Origin of the sequence: Nocardia sp. NPDC005998, assembly GCF_040614395.1 — a bacterium.
In the GTDB taxonomy this organism is placed as follows: Bacteria; Actinomycetota; Actinomycetes; order Mycobacteriales; family Mycobacteriaceae; genus Nocardia.
Window position 1 is genome coordinate 1 of record NZ_JBEXUI010000040.1, and the last position, 18,862, is coordinate 18,862.

At 66.1% G+C, this 18,862-nt stretch carries 19 protein-coding genes and 1 pseudogene; 9 read left to right on the forward strand and 11 right to left on the reverse strand.

Annotated features, from left to right (window positions below; translation table 11 throughout):
* Positions 1–116: 116 nt before the first annotated feature.
* Positions 117–1,049: a MerR family transcriptional regulator gene (locus ABZ293_RS34585; RefSeq protein ID WP_355187666.1), complete on the forward strand. Its 933-nt coding sequence runs from the start codon at positions 117–119 to the stop codon at positions 1,047–1,049.
* Between the two features lie 43 nt (positions 1,050–1,092).
* Here the strand turns inward: ABZ293_RS34585 and cysC are convergent, their stop codons facing one another.
* From cysC to ABZ293_RS34600, 3 genes are read right to left on the reverse strand one after another with little or no spacing between them, the layout of a single operon-like run.
* Positions 1,093–2,931, reverse strand: coding sequence for an adenylyl-sulfate kinase (gene cysC, locus ABZ293_RS34590; RefSeq protein WP_355187668.1), 1,839 nt, complete (start codon positions 2,929–2,931; stop codon positions 1,093–1,095).
* On the reverse strand, positions 2,931–3,863 hold the full coding sequence (gene cysD, locus ABZ293_RS34595) for a sulfate adenylyltransferase subunit CysD (protein WP_355187670.1): 933 nt from the start codon (positions 3,861–3,863) through the stop codon (positions 2,931–2,933). The genes cysC and cysD overlap by 1 nt, the downstream gene beginning before the upstream one ends.
* 31 nt (positions 3,864–3,894) lie before the next feature.
* Positions 3,895–4,782 carry a helix-turn-helix domain-containing protein gene (locus ABZ293_RS34600; RefSeq protein ID WP_355187672.1) on the reverse strand — a complete coding sequence of 296 codons (888 nt, stop codon included), beginning with the start codon at positions 4,780–4,782 and terminating at the stop codon, positions 3,895–3,897.
* A gap of 123 nt (positions 4,783–4,905) precedes the next feature.
* Here ABZ293_RS34600 and ABZ293_RS34605 point away from each other — a divergent pair, with 123 nt between their 5' ends.
* The 3 genes from ABZ293_RS34605 to ABZ293_RS34615 are packed head-to-tail and all read left to right on the forward strand — an operon-like array spanning position 4,906 to position 8,019.
* Positions 4,906–6,069 (forward strand): hypothetical protein, encoded by a 1,164-nt coding sequence (locus ABZ293_RS34605; RefSeq protein ID WP_355187674.1) that lies wholly within the window; start codon positions 4,906–4,908, stop codon positions 6,067–6,069.
* Positions 6,069–6,845: an SDR family oxidoreductase gene (locus ABZ293_RS34610; protein ID WP_355187676.1), complete on the forward strand. Its 777-nt coding sequence runs from the start codon at positions 6,069–6,071 to the stop codon at positions 6,843–6,845. Before ABZ293_RS34605 ends, ABZ293_RS34610 begins: the two co-directional genes overlap by 1 nt.
* A gap of 4 nt (positions 6,846–6,849) precedes the next feature.
* Positions 6,850–8,019 (forward strand): sulfotransferase, encoded by a 1,170-nt coding sequence (locus ABZ293_RS34615; protein WP_355187678.1) that lies wholly within the window; start codon positions 6,850–6,852, stop codon positions 8,017–8,019.
* A 141-nt stretch (positions 8,020–8,160) separates the two neighbouring features.
* On the opposite strand, the pseudogene ABZ293_RS34620 reads toward ABZ293_RS34615, so the two are convergent.
* Both ABZ293_RS34620 and ABZ293_RS34625 read right to left on the reverse strand, forming a co-directional pair.
* Positions 8,161–8,382 (reverse strand): annotated as a pseudogene (locus tag ABZ293_RS34620) (AraC family transcriptional regulator ligand-binding domain-containing protein); the annotation flags it as partial.
* A gap of 75 nt (positions 8,383–8,457) precedes the next feature.
* A complete protein-coding gene (locus tag ABZ293_RS34625) occupies positions 8,458–8,610 on the reverse strand; it encodes a hypothetical protein (protein ID WP_355187680.1) in 153 nt (50 codons plus the stop codon).
* A 139-nt stretch (positions 8,611–8,749) separates the two neighbouring features.
* On the opposite strand from ABZ293_RS34625, the gene ABZ293_RS34630 reads away from it, so the two are divergent.
* The gene (locus tag ABZ293_RS34630; RefSeq protein ID WP_355187781.1) at positions 8,750–10,210 is read left to right on the forward strand and encodes an NAD(P)/FAD-dependent oxidoreductase; all 1,461 of its coding nucleotides are present in this window, start codon (positions 8,750–8,752) and stop codon (positions 10,208–10,210) included.
* Here ABZ293_RS34630 and ABZ293_RS34635 read toward each other — a convergent pair.
* Positions 10,191–10,862 carry a PaaI family thioesterase gene (locus ABZ293_RS34635; RefSeq protein WP_355187682.1) on the reverse strand — a complete coding sequence of 224 codons (672 nt, stop codon included), beginning with the start codon at positions 10,860–10,862 and terminating at the stop codon, positions 10,191–10,193. The two genes, ABZ293_RS34630 and ABZ293_RS34635, sit on opposite strands and share 20 nt — an antisense overlap.
* 71 nt (positions 10,863–10,933) lie before the next feature.
* On the reverse strand, positions 10,934–12,355 hold the full coding sequence (locus ABZ293_RS34640) for an MFS transporter (protein ID WP_355187683.1): 1,422 nt from the start codon (positions 12,353–12,355) through the stop codon (positions 10,934–10,936).
* Positions 12,356–12,426: 71 nt separating this feature from the next.
* Between ABZ293_RS34640 and ABZ293_RS34645 the strand changes: the two genes are divergently transcribed.
* Positions 12,427–13,440 carry a helix-turn-helix domain-containing protein gene (locus tag ABZ293_RS34645; protein ID WP_355187685.1) on the forward strand — a complete coding sequence of 338 codons (1,014 nt, stop codon included), beginning with the start codon at positions 12,427–12,429 and terminating at the stop codon, positions 13,438–13,440.
* A 169-nt stretch (positions 13,441–13,609) separates the two neighbouring features.
* Positions 13,610–14,263 carry an HAD family phosphatase gene (locus ABZ293_RS34650; protein WP_355187687.1) on the forward strand — a complete coding sequence of 218 codons (654 nt, stop codon included), beginning with the start codon at positions 13,610–13,612 and terminating at the stop codon, positions 14,261–14,263.
* Here ABZ293_RS34650 and ABZ293_RS34655 read toward each other — a convergent pair.
* Entirely contained in the window at positions 14,260–15,243 is a 984-nt protein-coding gene (locus ABZ293_RS34655) for a nitronate monooxygenase (RefSeq protein WP_355187689.1), read from the reverse strand. The genes ABZ293_RS34650 and ABZ293_RS34655 overlap by 4 nt on opposite strands.
* 65 nt (positions 15,244–15,308) lie before the next feature.
* The gene (locus ABZ293_RS34660; protein ID WP_355187691.1) at positions 15,309–15,902 is read right to left on the reverse strand and encodes a TetR/AcrR family transcriptional regulator; all 594 of its coding nucleotides are present in this window, start codon (positions 15,900–15,902) and stop codon (positions 15,309–15,311) included.
* Positions 15,903–15,923: 21 nt separating this feature from the next.
* Here ABZ293_RS34660 and ABZ293_RS34665 point away from each other — a divergent pair, with 21 nt between their 5' ends.
* Positions 15,924–16,292, forward strand: a complete 369-nt coding sequence (locus tag ABZ293_RS34665) for a hypothetical protein (RefSeq protein ID WP_355187693.1) — start codon at positions 15,924–15,926, stop codon at positions 16,290–16,292.
* A complete protein-coding gene (locus ABZ293_RS34670; RefSeq protein WP_355187695.1) occupies positions 16,289–16,795 on the forward strand; it encodes a hypothetical protein in 507 nt (168 codons plus the stop codon). Before ABZ293_RS34665 ends, ABZ293_RS34670 begins: the two co-directional genes overlap by 4 nt.
* A 355-nt stretch (positions 16,796–17,150) precedes the next feature.
* Here the strand turns inward: ABZ293_RS34670 and ABZ293_RS34675 are convergent, their stop codons facing one another.
* Together ABZ293_RS34675 and ABZ293_RS34680 are read right to left on the reverse strand one after the other, a co-directional pair.
* Positions 17,151–18,365: a sigma-70 family RNA polymerase sigma factor gene (locus ABZ293_RS34675; RefSeq protein WP_355187697.1), complete on the reverse strand. Its 1,215-nt coding sequence runs from the start codon at positions 18,363–18,365 to the stop codon at positions 17,151–17,153.
* Between the two features lie 58 nt (positions 18,366–18,423).
* Positions 18,424–18,771, reverse strand: coding sequence for a YciI family protein (locus ABZ293_RS34680; protein WP_355187699.1), 348 nt, complete (start codon positions 18,769–18,771; stop codon positions 18,424–18,426).
* Positions 18,772–18,862 lie beyond the last annotated feature (91 nt).

An 18,862-nucleotide genomic window follows, 5' to 3' on the forward strand; every position in this document is an offset into this window, starting at 1 on the left:
CCGGCGTTGGCGCGCCGGACTGATCAGATCCTGGATTCGAAGATCATCCGGGAAGGTACTCCTTCCCGGTCAACCACAGGTTCTGAGCATTGCTCGGGAGACAGGAGGGTAGGGGCATGGACGGCGACACGCTTTATCCGATCGGCACCATGGCCGAACGGACCGGCCTCTCGGTCAAGACAATCCGGTTCTATGCCGATACCGGTGTCGTGCCGCCGACCACCCACAGCCCCGCCGGCTACCGGCTCTACGACGACGACGCACTCGCCCGCCTGCAACTGGTGCGAACCCTGCGCGAACTCGGCATTGATCTGCCCGCCATCCGACAGGTGCTCGAACGCAAACTGTCGGTGCCCGAGGTGGCCTCCGCACATGCCGAAGCGCTGGAATTCCAGATCAGCGCACTTCGGGTGCGGCGCACGGTATTACGAGCGATCGCCGAGCGGGGCCCGACTCGCGAGGAAATGGAACTCATGCACAAGCTCGTCGAACTCTCCGACGCCGAAAAGCGCCGACTCATCGCCGATTTCGTCGAAGACACCTTCGGCGGTGCCGATGCCAACCCCGAATTCGTCGATCTCATCCGCTCGGCAATGCCGGAACTGCCCGACGATCCGGAACCTGCTCAGGTGCAGGCCTGGGTGGAGCTCGCCGAACTGACCCGAGACCCGGACTTTCGCGCATCGGTACGCCGCATGGCTCGATACCAGGCGACCCAGCGCGCCGAAGGCGATACCACCGGTCTGCACCACGAGTTGACCGAACTCGTGCGCGATCGGGTCGGGCAGGCTCTCACCTCGGGGATAGCGCCGAATTCCGATGCGGCCGAACCCATTGTCGACGAGTTGACGGCCGCATACGCGACAACCTTCGATCGCCCCGATGACTCCGAGCTACGAGGCTGGCTGCTGGCCCGGCTCGAGGTCGCGGGAGACCCGCGCTCCGAACGCTATTGGCAGCTGCTCGCGGTCATCAATGGCTGGCCGGTCCCACCGACACTCGTGCCGGTGTTCGACTGGCTCGGTGCCGCATTGCGTGCACATCCCTGAACCGATGCCGGGCCCCCGCGGTGGCGGCCCGGCATCTGCTCGGTCAGTCCAGGTCGGCCAGCTTGGCGAGAATGGCCGCGGCCATGGCGGCCGGGTCGCCGTCCTCGGGACGCAGCACGAGTTCGGCACCGGTGGGCGCCTCATAGGGATCATCGATGCCGGTGAAGCCACGGATTTCACCGGCCCGCGCCTTGGCGTACATGCCCTTGGGATCGCGGGATTCGCAGATCTCGAGGGGGGTGTCCACGAAGACCTCGATGAACGGGATGCCGGCTGCCCCGTGGACGGCGCGGACTTTGTTGCGGTCGGCGGCATAGGGGCTGATGAGGGAAACCACCGCCACCACACCGGCCTCGGCGAACAGTCGCGCCACTTCGCCGACGCGACGGATATTTTCGGCGCGGTCCGCGGCGCCGAAGCCGAGGTCGGCATTGAGGCCGTGGCGCAGATTGTCGCCGTCGAGCAGGAAGGCGGGGCGTCCCGCCGCAACCAGACGACGCTCCAATTCGACTGCGACAGAGGACTTTCCGGAGCCGGACAGACCGGTCAACCAGACCGTCAGTCCGGTGGTCGGGCGCTCGTCGCGGCCGACGGCGGTGCCATGCCAGACGACGCGGGACGAGGGCAGGGTAGGGCCGGTGATCATGCCAGCGGCGACGGTGTTGTTGGTGGTGTCGTCGACGAGGATGAAGCTGCCGGTGGTGCGGTTGCGCCGGTAGGGATCGAAGAGCAGCGGCTGACGGGTGCGCAGCTGGATGCGCCCGATCTCGTTGAGCGACAGGGAATCCGCATTCTCATCGCGGTGCAGGGTATTGACGTCGAGCCGGTAGTCCAGGGAGCGCACCTCGGCGGTGGCGGTGCGGGTGGTGTGTCGGATCGTGTAGGTCGCGCCCGGGGTGAGTTCGCCGTCCTCGGCGAACCAGCACACCATGGCGTCGAGATCGCGTCCGACGTGCGGCCGGTTCGCCGGGCGGCAGATCAGATCACCGCGGGACACGTCGAGATGATCGGCCAGTTGGATGGTAACCGCCTGCGGCGGAAAGGCTTCCGCGATGGGTGTCCCGCCCGGACCCCAGATCGCCTCGACCGTGGTGGTGAATCCCGAAGGCAGCACCGCGACCTCATCTCCCGGCTTGAATACGCCACCGCATACGGTGCCGGCGTAGCCACGGAAATCCTCGGCGTGCCTGCGGGTTACGTACTGCACGGGGAAGCGCGCATCGATGAGATTGCGGTCCGAGGCGATGTGCACCTCCTCGAGATGGTGCAGCAGCGGCGAGCCCTCGTACCAGGGCATGCTCGCGCCGCGATGCACGATATTGTCCCCGTGCAGTGCCGACATCGGAATGAAGGTCAGGTCGGCGACGTCGAGTTTCGTTGCGAAGCCGACGAATTCCTCCTTGATCTCTTCGAACCGGTCCTGTGACCAGCCGGCCAGATCCATCTTGTTCACGCACAGCACCAGGTGCGGGATGCCGAGCAGACTGGCCAGGAAGGCATGCCGGCGGGTTTGTTCCACGATGCCCTTGCGCGCGTCCACCAGGATCAGCGCGAGATCGGCGGTGGAGGCGCCGGTGACCATATTGCGCGTGTACTGGATGTGACCGGGGGTGTCGGCAATGATGAACTTGCGCCGGGGCGTGGCGAAGTAGCGATGTGCCACATCGATGGTGATGCCCTGTTCGCGCTCGGCGCGCAGGCCGTCGGTCAGCAGCGCCAGATCCGGATAGTCGTCGCCGCGCGCCCGGCTGGTCCGCTCCACGGCGGCGAGTTGATCGGTGAAGATCGTCTTGGAGTCGAACAGCAGACGACCGATCAGGGTCGATTTACCATCGTCGACACTGCCCGCGGTGGCCAGCCGCAACAGGGTGGTGGTCGTCATCAGAAGTACCCTTCTCGTTTGCGGTCTTCCATGCCAGCCTCAGAAATACGGTCATCGGCGCGAGTCGCACCGCGTTCGGTGACGCGGGTGGCGGCGACCTCGGCGACCACCTCCGCGGGGGTGGTCGCGCTCGACTCGACACATCCGGTGCAGGTCGCATCGCCGACCGTGCGGAAGCGCACCGTGCTCTCATAGGGCTGCTCGCCATCGAGCAATTCGAGGAATCTGGTGTGCGCCAACAGCATTCCGTCGCGCTGGACCACCGTCCTGCGGTGCGCGTAGTACAGCGGCGGCAGCTCGATGCCCTCGGCGGCAATGTAGTGCCAGATATCGAGTTCGGTCCAGTTGGACAGCGGGAACACCCGGATGTGCTCGCCCTTGCGATGCCGACCGTTATAGAGGCTCCACAGTTCCGGTCGCTGATTGCGCGGATCCCACTGCCCGTATTCGTCGCGGAAACTGAAGACGCGCTCCTTGGCGCGCGCCTTCTCCTCATCCCGGCGCGCGCCGCCGAAGACCGCGTCGTATCCGCCCTCGCGGATCGATCGCAACAAAGTGGCTGTCTGCAAGCGGTTTCGGGAGGCGCGCGGCCCGGTCTCTTCGATCACCCGGCCCGCGTCGATATCCTCCTGCACACTGCCCACCACGAGTCGCAGACCGAATCGTTCCACGGTGTGGTCGCGGTATTCGATGACCTCGTCGAAATTGTGCCCGGTGTCGATGTGCAGTACCGGGAACGGCAGCGGGGCGGGCCAGAAGGCCTTGGCCGCGAGGTGCAGCATGACCACCGAATCCTTGCCGCCGGAAAACAGCAGCACCGGCCGTTCGAAGGTGGCGGCGACTTCGCGGAATATATGTGCCGACTCGGCCTCGAGCGCGTCCAGATGAGGCAGCTCGTAGGTGCTCGCCGTCGACTTTGCGTACTGGCTCACGTCACAAAACTAGAACACGTTTCGGTCGTGGTCAATGGTCTGTGCCCGGCTTGCGACCGCCCGATTGCGTGGTCACCCGGTCGGCCGCGGCCACGAGTGCCGTTCCGCGACGGTCGATTTCGGCGCCGGTGATGGACGCGCCGACGTACATCGTGAGCACCATGTTCTGCCTGCCGTCCCCGCTGTAGGTCGGCGCCGCGAGCAGGCTGACCGGGTGCTCCTTGCGCGGTCGCAGATCGGTGCCGACGTAGACCCGCTCCCCGAGGCTGGTCACCAGCTCGCCGACGAGTTCGCGCACCTCTTTGGGCAGCTCATGGGCGGCGACCCCGGCGAGCAAGGAGTACAGTCGCCGACCGGCCGCGGTCAGGCTCTCGACCAGGTAGCCGCGCTCGCGGCACTCCGCGACGACCTGGCGCAGCCGGGCCTCGTCCTGCTGTAGCGGCACCGTCGGCGGCTTGTTGAGCCAGCCGTCGAAGGCCGCATCGGTATCCCACAGCACATACATCAGCCCGACCGGGGGTGCGAAATGGTAGGCCGCACCCACCTTGACCAGGCCGGGCCCCGTGCTCTCCAACACCATGATCTGCTCGCCGACGACGGCGGAGGCCGTACAGGTGGTGCGGTAGAGCGCGGTGAGTTGCTCGAGTTCGGCGCGGGCGATGGCGGAGCTGGCGAAGCTGTCCTGCGCGATCCGACCCGCGGCGATAAGCGCAGGTCCGAGGCCATAGGTGCGGGTGTCCGCAGCGCGCACCAGATAGCCGCCCGCGGTCAGTTCGGTGAGGATGCCGAGGCAGGTCGGCTTGGCCAGATCGAGTTCGCGGGCCAGTTCGGACAGGCCGAAGCGTTTGCCGCGCTGCTCGACGAAGAAATCCAGCACTTGGACCACGCGGGCGGTCGGGGCGGATCTGCGGGCAACCATGGACAACTCCTAGAACACGTTCTAATCTTGCTCATATCGAAATGTACCAGAGCGGTACATATTTGGAACAGTGGTCAACGGTAGCGACCGCCTGTGGGTCGCTCGAAAGGATCGGAAAGCCTCTTGCTGACACAGCCGTTCGCGGAAGCCATCGCCGCCGCCGAGCAGATCATCACCGACGCACCGCATATTCGGACCGAACAGGACCTCGTCGAGGGCTATGACTACCTCGCGGGCAGTATTCGCGCCTCCATCCAGATGGCCTGGGCCTATGAGCGGGACTTTCCGTTCTTCGTCATGTCCACCGGGCCCTATACGAAGATGGGCCTGGACAACCCCGACACCCTCTACTTCCACTCGTACCTGCGTCCCGACGCCGAATATGTGGTGACCGGAACCCGCGGCACCACCCGCGACCTCAGCTTCCAGGTGCTCAACGGCAACTATTCGCCGGTGGACGTCCCCGACAGCGAGACCGCCTTCGATGCCCGCGCCCTCGATATCGCGGCCGACGGCTCCTACGAACTCCGTCTCGGCCCGGGCGCGGCCCGGCCCGGCTATGTCCATCTCGCGCCCGACTCCGCCATGCTCGTGGTGCGCGAGGTGTATAGCGACTGGGCCACCGAGCAGGCGGGCACGATTCGCATTCAGCGGGTGGACACGATCGGTCAGGCACCGCCGCCGCTGACCAAGGACCTGATGAGCAAGCGCTATGACATCGCGGGGAAGATGCTGGTCTCGCGGCTGAATACCTTCCTGGCGTTTCCGAAGTGGTTCTATCTCAACCTGCCGGTCAATACGATGACCGAGCCGCGCTCCACTCCGGGTGGACTCACCACCCAGTTCTCCTCGGTCGGCCATTACGAACTCGATGACGATCAGGCGATGATCCTCACGGTGCCGAAATCGGATGCGCCTTATCAGGGGTTCCAACTCGGCAGCATGTGGTACCTGTCGCTGGACTACATCAACCACCAGACCAGCCTCACCGCCGACCAGGCGCGCGTGGATCCGGACGGGATGATCCGGCTCGTGATCAGCGAGCGCGACCCCGGACTGACCAACTGGATCGAGCGCACCGGGCATGCGCGCGGATATCTGCAGTTCCGCTGGCAGCAGCTGTCGCGGGATCTCAAACCCGAGGACGGGCCGACGGTTGAGGTGGTCTCGGTTGCCGAATTGCCCGAGCGGCTGCCGTACTACCAGGAGGCTCGGGTCACACCCGAGGAATGGCGGGCGCGGATCGCGGCGCGTCAGGTCGCCGTGGCGGAAAGGATGCTTGGCTGATGTTGTTGCAGGACAAGGTTGTTGTGGTCTCCGGGGTCGGTCCGGGTCTGGGCCGGGCCATTGCGGTGCAGAGCGCGCGGGCCGGAGCGGATGTGGTGTTGGCCTCGCGTACCGAATCGCGGCTGACCGAGGTGGCCAAGGAGATCACCGAACTCGGCAGGCGCGCGGTGGTAGTGCCGACCGATATCAATGACGAAGCCGCGGTGGCGAATCTGGTCGAGACCGCGCAGAGTGCGTTCGGGCGGGTGGACACGCTGGTGAACAATGCCTTCGCGATTCCGCCGATCTCCGATCTGGCCGATGTCGACCTCGATGATGTGCGCGCCGGATTCGAGACCAATGTGCTTGCCGCACTGCGGTTGACGCGACTGTTCGTGCCCGCGCTGACCGAGTCGAAAGGTTCGGTGGTCATGATCAATTCGGCGGTGCTGCGGCATTCGCGGCGCACGTTCGGGCCGTACAAAATGGCCAAGGCGAGTCTGCTCGCGCTGGCGCAGAGCCTGGCCACCGAACTCGGGCCGAAGGGAATTCGGGTGAATACCATTGCGCCCGGCTATATCTGGGCCGACAACTTGAAGTGGTACTTCAACTACCTGGCCCAGCAGCGCGGGATCACGGCCGAAGAGGTGTACGCCGAGACCGCCAAGACCATCGATCTGCGCAAGCTGCCCGAACCCGATGAGATCGCCGACGCCGTCGTCTTCTTCGCCTCGCATCTGGCACGCGCGATCACCGGCGCATGTCTGGATGTCAACGGCGGCGAATACCACCACTAGGAGAATGACTGTGATCGGCAGAGACGACGTCGGAACCATCGACGATCTGCACGCCTCGGCGACCAAGGTCGTCGGGTTGAGCGATTTCGGCGACGACGGTTACCGCGAAGGTCTGCAGGTGCTGCTCGAGTCCTATGCCAAGGACGCCGAGTTGACGCCCTTCGGCAATAAGGTCAATCGGGCATTCCTGCGCGGGGCCCTGATCGCGCGATTGCTCAGTGAGTCGGCGTGGCAACGCTTTCCGGAGCACGCCGAGGTGGCGATCGAGCGCCCGATCTTCGTGACCGGACTGCCGCGCTCGGGCACGACCGCGGTGCATCGACTGCTCAATGCGGATCCGGCGCATCAGGGCCTGGAAATGTGGCTGACCGAGATGCCGCAGCCGCGCCCGCCGCGCGAGACGTGGGCGACCGATCCGGTCTATCAGCGGATCGAGGCCGCCTTCGAAAAGCATCATGTGGAACATCCGGAATTCATGGGCGTGCACCATATTTCGGCGGATCAGGTGGAGGAGTGCTGGCAGCTGCTGCGGCAGTCGGCGATGTCGGTGTCCTATGAGTGCCTCGGCCATCTGCCCGGGTACTCGGAGTGGCTGCGCGAACAGGATTGGACCGATGCCTATCGCAGGCATCGGCGGAATCTGCAATTGATCGGGCTGCCGGACGCCGGACGGCGGTGGGTTTTGAAGAATCCGAGCCATCTGTTCGCACTGGACGCGATCTTCGAGGTGTATCCGGATGCGCTGGTGATCCAGATGCACCGGGATCCGCGCACGATCATCGCCTCGGTCTGCAGTCTCAATGAGCAGGCCTCGGCGGGGTGGTCGGAGAAGTTCCGCGGTCCGGTCGTCGGTGCGGCCCAGTTGGATCTGTGGGCCAGGGGAGCGGATAGGTTCCTCGCGGATCGCGAGCGACACAACGCCGCTCAGTTCTGCGATGTGTACTACGACGACTTCGTCGCGGATCCGATCGGCACCGTCGCGTCGATCTACCGCCACTTCGATCTGTCATTGAGCCCGGAGGCCGAAGCAGCGATGACGCAGTTGCATTCGGAAAGCACCTCCGGTGCGGCCCGCCCCGCGCACCGCTACACTCTCGAGGATTTCGGCCTCACCTCGGCCCAGGTCGACACCCGCTTCGCCGAGTACCGCAATAAGCACTTCCCGGCCAGCTAGGGACGATCGAGATCGGGTGGAAGCCGTGGCGGCGCCGGTTCCACCTGATCTCGGTCGGTCAGTGGGATCGGCGGTAGCGGCCGGGGGCGATGCCGTCCCAGCGCATGAAGGCGTGGGCGAAACTCGCGGGACGACCGCGCCGATATCGCGTTCGACGAGGAATTCGCGGACATCCACAGGCGCGCTACCTCGCCCGCGCTCGGTCAGGGTGAGATGTACGAAGGCCGAGCTGAGGTCGATATGGCGCAGGCCGGTGATGATCGCCTCGCGCATCGTCGGACTCGACAGCAGCGCGAAGCCGAGGATTCCGGCGGTACCGAGGGTGTAGCGCAGGCCGGTCCCACACCCGAGGCATGGGTTCATCGCCGAGCGCCGCGAGCAGATTTCTCAGAATGTTGGCGTCATTCATGGACAGGCGCGCTACCTCGCCGCGCTGGGTCAGGGTGATATGTAGGTGGCGACGGTGAGTTCCTGCTCGGCGGCGACCTCGGGGTCGGGATCTTCGACGGAGGCCGGGGTGAGCCCGGTACCGCAAGCAGACGGCCGGGTCGCGACCGTGATCGCGGCCGGTTGCCAGCATGATGCGCACACCGTGCGATCGAAGGCCTACGCGACACCGGAGCCAAGGTCGGAACCGCAGCGAACAGCCGGATGTCCGAAAAGGTCATGAAAATGTCGGGTCGACGCATTCTGTCGGCGGACCGAGTCATAGCCTTGAAGTATGGCGGGAATGCGACGGCGCAACCCACGCGTCGCCATTATCGGGGCCGGGATGTCGGGCATCTGCATGGCCGTGATGCTGCAGCGCGACGGCATCGACGACTTCACGATCTTCGAGAAGGCCGATCGGTTCGGCGGGACCTGGCGCGACAACACCTATCCGGGATTGAGCTGCGATGTGCCCTCGCGCTTCTATCAGTTCACCTTCGCCAAGAACCCGCGGTGGTCGCATTTCTTCTCCCCGGGCGCGGAGATCCGCGATTACTTCGCGAAGGTCGCCCACGATCGCGGCCTGGCGAGCCGCACCCGGTTCGGTACCGAGGTGGTCGGGGCCGAATTCGACGGTGCGCGGTGGGACGTGACGACCTCGGACGGCGCATCGGAGCGGTTCGATTTCGTGCTCTGTGCGACCGGCATCCTGCACCACCCGCGCATGCCGGATATCGGCGGTCTCGGCGATTTCGCGGGGGCGATATTCCATTCGGCGCGGTGGGATCACGATGTCGACTTGACGGGCAAGCGGGTCGGCGTGCTCGGCACCGGTTCCACCGGTGTGCAGATCGTGACGGCGCTCGCCGGAAATGTCGCGCACCTGAGCATGTTCCAGCGCACGGCACAGTGGATCCTGCCGCTGCGCAATCGCCGATACTCGCGGCTCACCATTGCCGCGCACCGCAGATTGCCGGCGCTCGACGAATTCAGCTACGCGGTAACGCGGCACATTTTCGAATTCTTCCTCGACGCCGTCACCAAGCCCGGACTCAAGCGTGACCTGGTCGGCCGGATGTGCCGGGCGAACCTGCGCACCGTGCGCGATCCGGCGCTGCGTGCCGCACTGACACCGGATTACCAGCCGATGTGCAAGCGGCTCGTGGTGTCGAGTGACTTCTATCGCGCCGTGCAGCGTGACGGTGTCGAGATCGTCACCGATGCGATCGACCATATCGAGCCGCGCGGCATCGTCACCGCAGACGGGCGGCTGCACGAACTCGATGTGCTCGTGCTGGCAACGGGATTCGACGCGCACGCGTTCATGCGGCCCATGGGCATCACCGGAACCGATGGCCGCACCCTGGATCAGGTCTGGGCGGACGGTCCGCGTGCCTTCGAAACCGTTGCGATGCCGGGCTTTCCGAATATGTTCCTGCTGATCGGCCCGCACAGTCCGGTCGGCAACTATCCGCTGACACTGATCGCGGAGACCCAGGCCGAGCACATCCTGGGCTGGATCCGGCGTTGGCGCGACGGTGAATTCGATACGGTGGAGCCGACCGTCGAGGCCACCAGCAGCTACTACGCAGAACTGCGGGCCGCGATGCCGAATACGGTGTGGGCGACCGGCTGTCAGAGCTGGTATCTCGGCAAGGACGGCGTTCCGGAACTGTGGCCGTGGACTCCGGCTCGGCATCGCGCATTGATGGCGCGCCGACCGGACCCGGCGAACTACCGGATCACTGCTGCCCGGGTTTGAGCACGATGAACAGGCCGCTCGCTTCGGCGCAGAGCCGATCGCCGTCGTGCAGGGTGCCCCGCACGTAGACCTTGCGGCCCTCCTGCCGCTCGGCCCAGGTGTGCACCCGCAGTTCGGTGTTCAGCGGGGTGATGGACCGGTAGTCGACGGTGAGCGATGCGGTGCGGGTGACCGCACCCGCGTGCACCGCCGCGGCCATGCCGAGCAGATCATCGAAGCCAACCGCCACCTGTCCGCCGTGGGCGGCGTTATTGCCGCCCAGGTGGAAGGTGCGGAAGGTGATGCGGGCCTCGACGCCGTCCTTGCCCGCCTTGTCGACGACGAACGGCGGCAGCGTGATATTGCCGCGGGCGGGCAGGTCGACCCTGGTCCAGGTGGGCGCGGACCATTCGTCGACGACCGCCGCGTCCAGTTTGTCGTTGAGCTGTTTGAGGACGGCGATCGTCTCCAGCGCCAGCTCATCGGACGGGCAAGCCAGCCGGGCCCGATCCATCAGGCCGCGTACCTGCTCGACGAATGCGCCGTAGTGCGGCCCACCGCGGGAAATATCGAGCTCGTCCAGCTGTGCGTTGATCAACGCCGACATCGGCCGGAACCCGCCCTCATGGTGCTCCTCGCTCGGCAGCGAGTTGCCGACCTGCTGTTCGCTCATATGGAACACGTTATCGGTTGCCCGCTGAATGCTCGCGACGGGCTCAGGTGAAGTGCCCGGCGAGCGGGCCGTCAGGCCCGGTGATCGCGCGGGTGGCCGGGGCGGTAGGCAATGCCGGCGACGGTGGCCAGCGCACCGACCGCCACCATGTACAGCCACCCCAGGCGGAAATCGGACAGGTCCGGATGGGCGGTGCGGCCGATGATCGCGGTGAGGATGGCGACGCCGAGGGCGGAACTGGTCTGGCGGGCCATCATGAGGGTGCCCGATGCCAGGGAGAGCTGGTCGGCGGACAACAGGGCCGAGGCACCGAACAGCGGCGGCTGCAGCAGCGCGGTGCTCGCGCCCGCGAGGACGGCGCCGGGCAGGAACATCGCGAAGTAGTCGGTTGTCGTGCCCGCGGTCAGCGCCCACCATCCGGAACCGGCCGCGATGGTGGCGCCGCCGAGGGCGGCCGACAAGCGCGCGCCGAAGCGGTTGACGAAACGGCCCGAAAAAGGTGAGAGCACAAGGCAACTGAGCGGAACGGGCGTCACCGCCAGGCTGGCCCGCAGGATCGAGTAGTGCCAGTATTCGGTGAGAAATATGGTGGCCTCGAGGATCATGGCCGCGAAAGCCAGGTAGTAGCAGAAGACGCCGAGGGTGGCGATGCGGAACATCCTGTGCCGCAGAACGACCGGGCTCACCACGGGATTCGGATGGCGGCGCACGTGCGCGGCGAACAGTGCCGTCAGCAGTATTGCGGCGAGTAGACAGGCCAGGGTGGCGGCGCCGGTGTATCCCCAGTCCGATGCCTGTACGAACGCCGTCGTGAACGCTGCGGTGGCGCCGAGAATCAGTGCGGCACCGAGCATGTCGAGTCTGCGGTCGGCGTGCTGGCGGATATCGGGGAGCACGCGCAATCCGAAGAGGAAGGCCGCGACGGTGAACGGCACATTCAGAAAGAAGATCCAGCGCCACCCGGCCTGGAGCAGTAGGCCGCCGAGTACCGGCCCGCTGCTCGCGCCCGCGGCCGCGATGGCGGTCCATATGCCCATGACGGTCGGATGTTCGCGTTTGGCGAAGGACGGCAGTACGAGACCGAGTCCGGTCGGGATCAGTATCGCGGCGGCGATGGCCTGGACCACCCGGGCGGCTATGAGCGCGGCCAGATTCGGCGCGAGCCCACAGGCGATGGACGCCAACCCGAACAGTGCGATGCCCGCGAGGAAGCCGCGCTTGCGGCTGGTGTCGTCGGCTAGGCGTCCGGCCGGGACCAATAGCGCCGCCATCACGATCGTGTAGGCGTTGAGGACCCAGGAGACCGCGCTCACCGTGGCATTGCCGAACGCGGATTGTAGCGTCGGAAAGGCCACGGTGACCGCGAGCAGGTCGAGGATGGCCAGATATTGGGCTATGGATGCGACCGCGAGCACGCGCCAACGACGCGGATTCGGTGATTCGACTGGTGTATTCGCTTCGCGTAGCGCTTGGTCCGCGGTGATCGTTTGCATGAAATCGACTATGTGCGGAGGCGATTCACCGGACGAGTGTCAGAAATGCCAACATGCGCTAGATTACTGCCATGGAGTCGAACGCGACCGGTCCGGGAACCCTGGCTGTTGCCGTTGCACCCGGTCAGCCGGTGTTCGAGGTGGCGATCCCGTATCAGGTGTTCTTCGAGCCACCGCCGGGTGTCGACGGGGCGCGGTGGTACGAGTTCAAGCTGTGCGGCCCGCGTGACTCCCGGCATGCGACGCTGCGGGATCCGTTCGTGGCATTGACCGATTACGACTACGACGACCTGATCGCGGCCGATACGGTGATCGTTCCCTCGATCCCCGACGTGCGCCGAGACCCACCCGCCGACCTGGTCGAGGCGGTACGCGCCGCCTACGAGCGAGGCGCCCGGATCGTGTCATTGTGCTCCGGTGCGTTCATCCTCGCCGCTGCCGGATTGCTCGAGGGTCGGCGCGCGGCCACGCACTGGAAGCATGTGCCAGCGCTGATCGAGCGATATCCGGAGATCGATGTCGATCCCACGGTGCTCTACATCGATGACGGCCAGATCTGCACCAGCGCGGGCACCATGGCGGGCATGGATCTGTGCATCCACCTCATCCGCAAGGATCTCGGCTCACAGGCCGCCAATGCGGCGGCGCGAAATATGGTGGTGCCGCCGCACCGTGCGGGCGGCCAAGCACAGTACCTCGAATCCCCGGTGCCCGCCTATGCGAGCGACTCCGGCCTCGCCGCGACACTGCAATGGGCTCTGCAACGACTCGACGAACCGCTGACGGTCGCCGATCTCGCCGAACATGCCAGTATGAGCGAACGCACACTGGCCCGCCGTTTCCACGCCGAACTCGGTGGCACACCCCTGCAGTGGCTGCTGACCCAAAGGCTCATCCGCGCAAGGGAATTCCTCGAGGGCACCGACCTACCGGTCGATGCGGTCGCGGCGCGCTGTGGGTTGGGGAGTGCGGCCAATTTGCGTGCGCATTTCGGTCGCGAGGTGGGCATATCGCCCAGTGAGTACCGGCGATCGCATCGGGCCGACCGGCATGAGGTGGTGATCGGGACGGTCGAGGGTGCGTGAGGCTCGCCCGGCGCGGATGCGGTGGGCGGGTGCGCGGGCGGGGTGGCTGGCCTAAGGTGGGGGTCGTTGCTCATCAGGTCTAGGCGAAACCCCCACCGCGGGGCGGGTCGATGGGTTGGCCATCGGGTCGTCACCTGTTCGGTGTTGTCGGCGAAAGGCTATGTCCCGGATGCACATTGCGGCAGTTGTCTTCGATATGGACGGTGTTCTGATCGATTCGGAGCCGGTATGGGAGCAGGTGCGCCGCGGCTATGTCGCGGAGCAGGGCGGGCGGTGGCTACCGGATACCCAGCAGCGGTTGATGGGGATGAGCACGGGGGAGTGGTCGGACTATCTCAGTACCGAGCTCGGGGTCGGTGTGCCACCGGACACCGTGGCCAATGATGTGATCGAGCGGATGGCCGAGCGTTACGAGCAGGCCGTACCGCTGCTGCCGGGTGCGGTCGAGGCGGTGCAGCGCCTCAGCGAGCATTGGCCGCTGGCCGTCGCGAGTTCGTCACCGCGAACATTGATCAATACCGTGCTCGGCCGCACCGGGCTGATCGAATTCTTCGGCGTCACCTTCTCGACCGAGGAGGTGGATCGCGGGAAACCCGCACCCGACGTCTACGTGGCAGCCGCCGCGTTCCTTCGGCACAAGTCCACCGAGTGCGCGGCGGTGGAGGACTCCAGCAACGGGTTGCGCGCGGCACACGCCGCCGGAATGCGCGTCATCGCCGCCCCGCGCCCGGAATATCCGCCCGCCCCCGACGCCCTCGCCTTGGCCGCCGAGGTCATCGACACCCTCGACAAACTCACCCCCGAACTCGTCGCCGGGACCTAACGCCCAGCCAGTTCGGCCACCGCCTGCTTCGCGGAGACGATGTCGGTGATCCGCAGTGCGGATTCACCCGCATACAGCGCTGTCCGATCCACCCACGATCCCGGCATGCTCTCCAGTGGCGCCACCAGGCTGAACAGCGGAAGCGATGGCCGCTGCATGCGCGCCACGGACCCCGCACTGCTTTCCGGCACCAGCCGCGCCAGCGGGGCACTGCCCGCGTTGATCAGTGCAGGCAAGCGTCGAGCCGTGCCGTCCGGATGGCACCACCGCTGGGTGGCGCCATTCGGAATCACTCGATGCCGAGCGGGCCAGCCCAGCCCGAACAGCGTGGTCTCGATGGTCCTTTCCGCGGATAGCACTCGCTGCCGATAGCTGTCATGAGCCTCGGATTCCGCCGTCAGGAGGAAGCGGGTGCCAGCGACAACCCCCGACGCGCCGGCTGCCAAGGCGGCGGCAGTGTCGGCCGACGTGGCCACTCCGCCGGCAAGCAGCACCGGACGCCCCTGGGCGAGCTCGATCGCGTGCGGCAGAAATCGCAGTGCCGCAACGGTTCCCACCAGATGGCCACCGGCTTCGCGGCCCTGCGCGATCAGTCCGTCGACACCCCAGGCCACTGCATCCCGGGCTTGGTCTTCGGTGCCCACCATCATGAACACGAACACACCGGCATCTCGAAGTTCACGCACCAATCGCGCGTCGCCGCCGAAAGCGATCACCGCCGCGTCGACACCCTCGCTCAGACATGCCTCGACATGCCCTCGCCGTAGGAACTGCATCAGCAGATTGACCACCGCCGCCCGCCCCGCGGCCTCGTCCCGCACCCGCCGAATCGCGGCACGCAGTTCCTCCGGCGGATGCAACCCGATCGTCCCGAGTCCGCCAGCACTCGCGACCGCCGCGGCCAATCGGCCGCCCGAGACGCTGCCCATTCCCGCCTGCGCGACCGGAACATCCAACCGAAGCCTGTCCAGAAGATCCACGAACCGACCCTAATCCGATCCATCGCAAGCTGAAGACATCTGATTTGGGGGTTTGCGGGCGAGGGTCAGGGGCGGTAGGACTCGAGGAGGGCGCGGGCGGCGGCGGTCAGGTCGGTTTCGAGCCAGTCGGGGAGGGTGGGGGCGTGGGCATGGCGGCGCAGGGCGGCGTAGGGGAGGTCGACTACGGCGCGGCTGATGGCGTCGATTTCGCGGGCGCCGTCGCGGCCGAAGAGGGCGGCCGCGATGCGGCGCACGTGTTCGATGAGTGGTGCGTTCATGCGGTCGAGGCGGGCGCGGAATTCCGCGTCCGGTCCGCCGTCCAGTAGGTCGCTGGGGCGCAGGTTCAGCAAAAGCTTTGCGTCATCCGGTAATTCGCGTCCGAACTGGACGCTGGCCACGGCCATCGCGACTCCGGCCCCGATCGGGTCCGGATCGGTGGCGGCGGCTTTGATCCGATCCTGGAAGCGTTCGAGTGCGCGCAGCCAGGCCGCGGTCAGTACGCCGTTGCGATTGCCGAAGCGGTGGTAGAGCGTGCCGACCGGGGCCCCGCTTGCCGCCGCGATCGCCGCCACGCTGGCGGCGCGGGGACCGTCGGTTAGCACCAGGGTGCGCGCTGCGTCGAGGATCACGTCGGTGTCGTGCTTGCGGGGTGGCGCCATCTACTAGTACGTTCCTTCTATATGGAGCGATTGCCCTACATAGATGAGCATGCCAGATCGGTCGACGCGAATCGCGATCGGGCGTGGAAAGCCTTGCTGAAAGTTGTCTGCAAGGATCCACACGATCCATCGACGGCCCCGACCGGTTTCGTACTCGATGCGGCCGAGGAGCCCAGTCGGCTGGCGCTGCGGGGGCGGCACTGGTTCTCGCGCTATGCGCTGGTCTTCGAACTCGACGAGCAGGGGCCGAGCCGGACGCTGGTCCGGGCGCGCAGCTGGGCCGAATTTCCGGGCCTGCACGGCAAGATCTATCGGGCATTGGTGATCGGCAGCGGCGGTCACAAGATCGTGGTGCGCGATATGCTCCGGCGAATCGCGGCCGCGGCATGATTTCGGGATTGGTCTGGGGTGCGACCGAGGCCGAACGCGAGCATCCGCTGCCCTGTGACAATCTGCAACCCGGCGGGGTGCAGGCGGACCGGGCCATCAGTATCGATGCGCCGCCGAGTGTGGTCTATGCCTGGCTGTGTCAATTGCGCGTCGCGCCTTACAGCTACGACCTGCTCGACCATTTCGGCAGGCGGAGTCCGCGGCGGCGCGATCCGGCGCTGACCGAACTCGAAGTCGGACAGCGGTTCATGTCCGCGTTCACGCTCGTCTCGTTCATATCGTGCCGCCATATCACCCTGGTATCCGGCAAGATCTGCGTCACCTACGCCGTGCGGCCGGAGGGGACCGGCACCCGTCTGACGGTCCGAATGCATTGTGGCGGACCGTGGATCATCGCCCGCGCCCTGGCGCTCGGCGATGTGGTGATGATGCGAAAGCAACTGTTGACGCTGAAGGAGCTGGCGGAGGCCGAAGCGCGCCCTTCCAGCCTATCTGCCACCTGAGCGCTAATGCCGCCTCCACATAGCTCCTGCCGTATCCGCCTGGGTCCAGGGGCGGTCGAAGGTAGTCGAATGGTGGTTGCCAACGCGGATTCGACCGCATTATGACTACGCTGGGCGGGCCGGCGGAGTGGGTGGGGCGGCAACCTATCTGGGCGGGGCGCTGGGTTTCTGCGATCGCTGCCCTGCATTTTCGTATTCGGCGAGTTTCGTGATGGACGCACCGGCCGCGAGGATATCTGGCTGGACGTCGCGGTGATCGTGCAGCAGTTGGACGTGTAACGGGGAATGTGTCCATTGTCGGGTGTGGGTACGCGGTTTTATGTTGTCGGCGTGCGGAGTTGGCGTCCGCGCGCCCTTATTCACATTCGGCCATGCGGTCGAGTAACAGCGCCTGTTCGGCGTTATTGCCGGTCAGCTGCGCCGCGCGGGCGAATTCGGCGCGCGCCTCGTCCAGGCGGCCGAGCCGTTCGAGCAGATCGCCGCGAACGGCGGGCAGCAGGTGATAGGTGTCCAACGCGCCGGTGGCGGCCAGTGCATCGACCAGTTCGAGTCCGGCGGCCGGGCCGTGCACCATGCCGACCGCGACGGCTCGGTTCAGATCCACGATCGGCGACGGAAAGCGTTCGGCAAGAACGGCATACAGTCCGGCGATGCGCCGCCAATCGGTCTCCTCGGTGCTGGGCGCCATGGCGTGCACCGCGGCGATCGCGGCCTGCAGCGCGTACCGGCCCGGCGGCAGCCCATGATTGCGGCTGACCGCATGGGCGCGCCCGAGTGCGGCGAAACCGCGGCGGATCAATAGCTGATCCCAGTGTGAACGCTCCTGATCCGCCAGCAGGACAACGGTTTTCGTGGGTCCGATGCGCGCCGCGGAGCGCGAGGCCTGTAGCTCCAGCAGCGCGGCGAGGCCGTGCGTCTCGGCTGCATCGGGCATCAGCTGCGCCAGCATCCGCGCCAATCGCAGTGCGTCCTGGCACAATTCGACGCGAATCCAATCATCACCGGCGGTCGCCGAATAGCCTTCATTGAAGATCAGGTAGACGACCTCCAGGACCGAATCCAAGCGCTCGGCCAGCTCATCCCCGTGCGGCACCGCATAGGGCACCCGCCGAGCGGCGATGGTGCGCTTGGCCCGGACAATGCGCTGGGCGACAGTCGATTCCGGTACGACGAAGGCGCGTGCGATCTCCTCGGTGGTCAACCCGCCGAGCAACCGCAGCGTCAATGCCACCCTGGCGGGTGCGGACAGCACCGGATGGCATGCCGTGAAGATCATCCGCAGCAGATCGTCCTCGATGTCCTCATCCGCGGATTCGGGCTCGTGACCTTGGTCGGTCCGCAGTTCGTGCCCGACCAAGGTCAGCTTGCGCGCCAGATTCTGGTTGCGCCGCACCAGATCGATCGCCCGATGTTTCGCGGTGAGCATGAGCCAGCCGCCCGGATTCGGCGGGACACCGTCGCGCGGCCACTGCTCCAGGGCCGCGACCAGCGCGTCCTGGGCGAGTTCCTCGGCGGCGTCGATATCGCCGACGATCCGGATGAGTCCGGCGACCAGGCGCGGCCACTCCATCCGCCAGACCGTTGCGACGGATTCTCGGATCTGTTCGGGCGACCGGCTCATCCGCAGATCAGCCCTCCTGCAGCTCGCGAATTTCCACCTCGATATCCCATTCCGGCCCGTGCACGGCCAGGAAGCGCGAGGTCCATTCCACTGCCTCCTCCTTCGACTTCGTCTGCAGGATGCAGTACCCGCCGACGACCTCCTTGGATTCGGTGAACGGACCGTCGAGCACGGTCTGCTTCCCGCCGGACTGGGCGATCTTGGTGGCTTCGGTGATCGAGTGCAGACCGGCGGTATCGAGCAGCACCCCGGCCTTCGTCATCTCCTCGATCACCTTGGTGACCTGTTCGATCAGTGCCTCGTCCGGCTCCGGCGCATTCGTCGGGTCGACTCGGATCAGCATCATGTGTCGCATCTGGCCATCCTTCGCTCGGTGGTCGGCATTGTCCGACCCTCACCTCAACGCATCGAACGGCGCGGGCTCGAATCGACATGCTCGGCGAAAA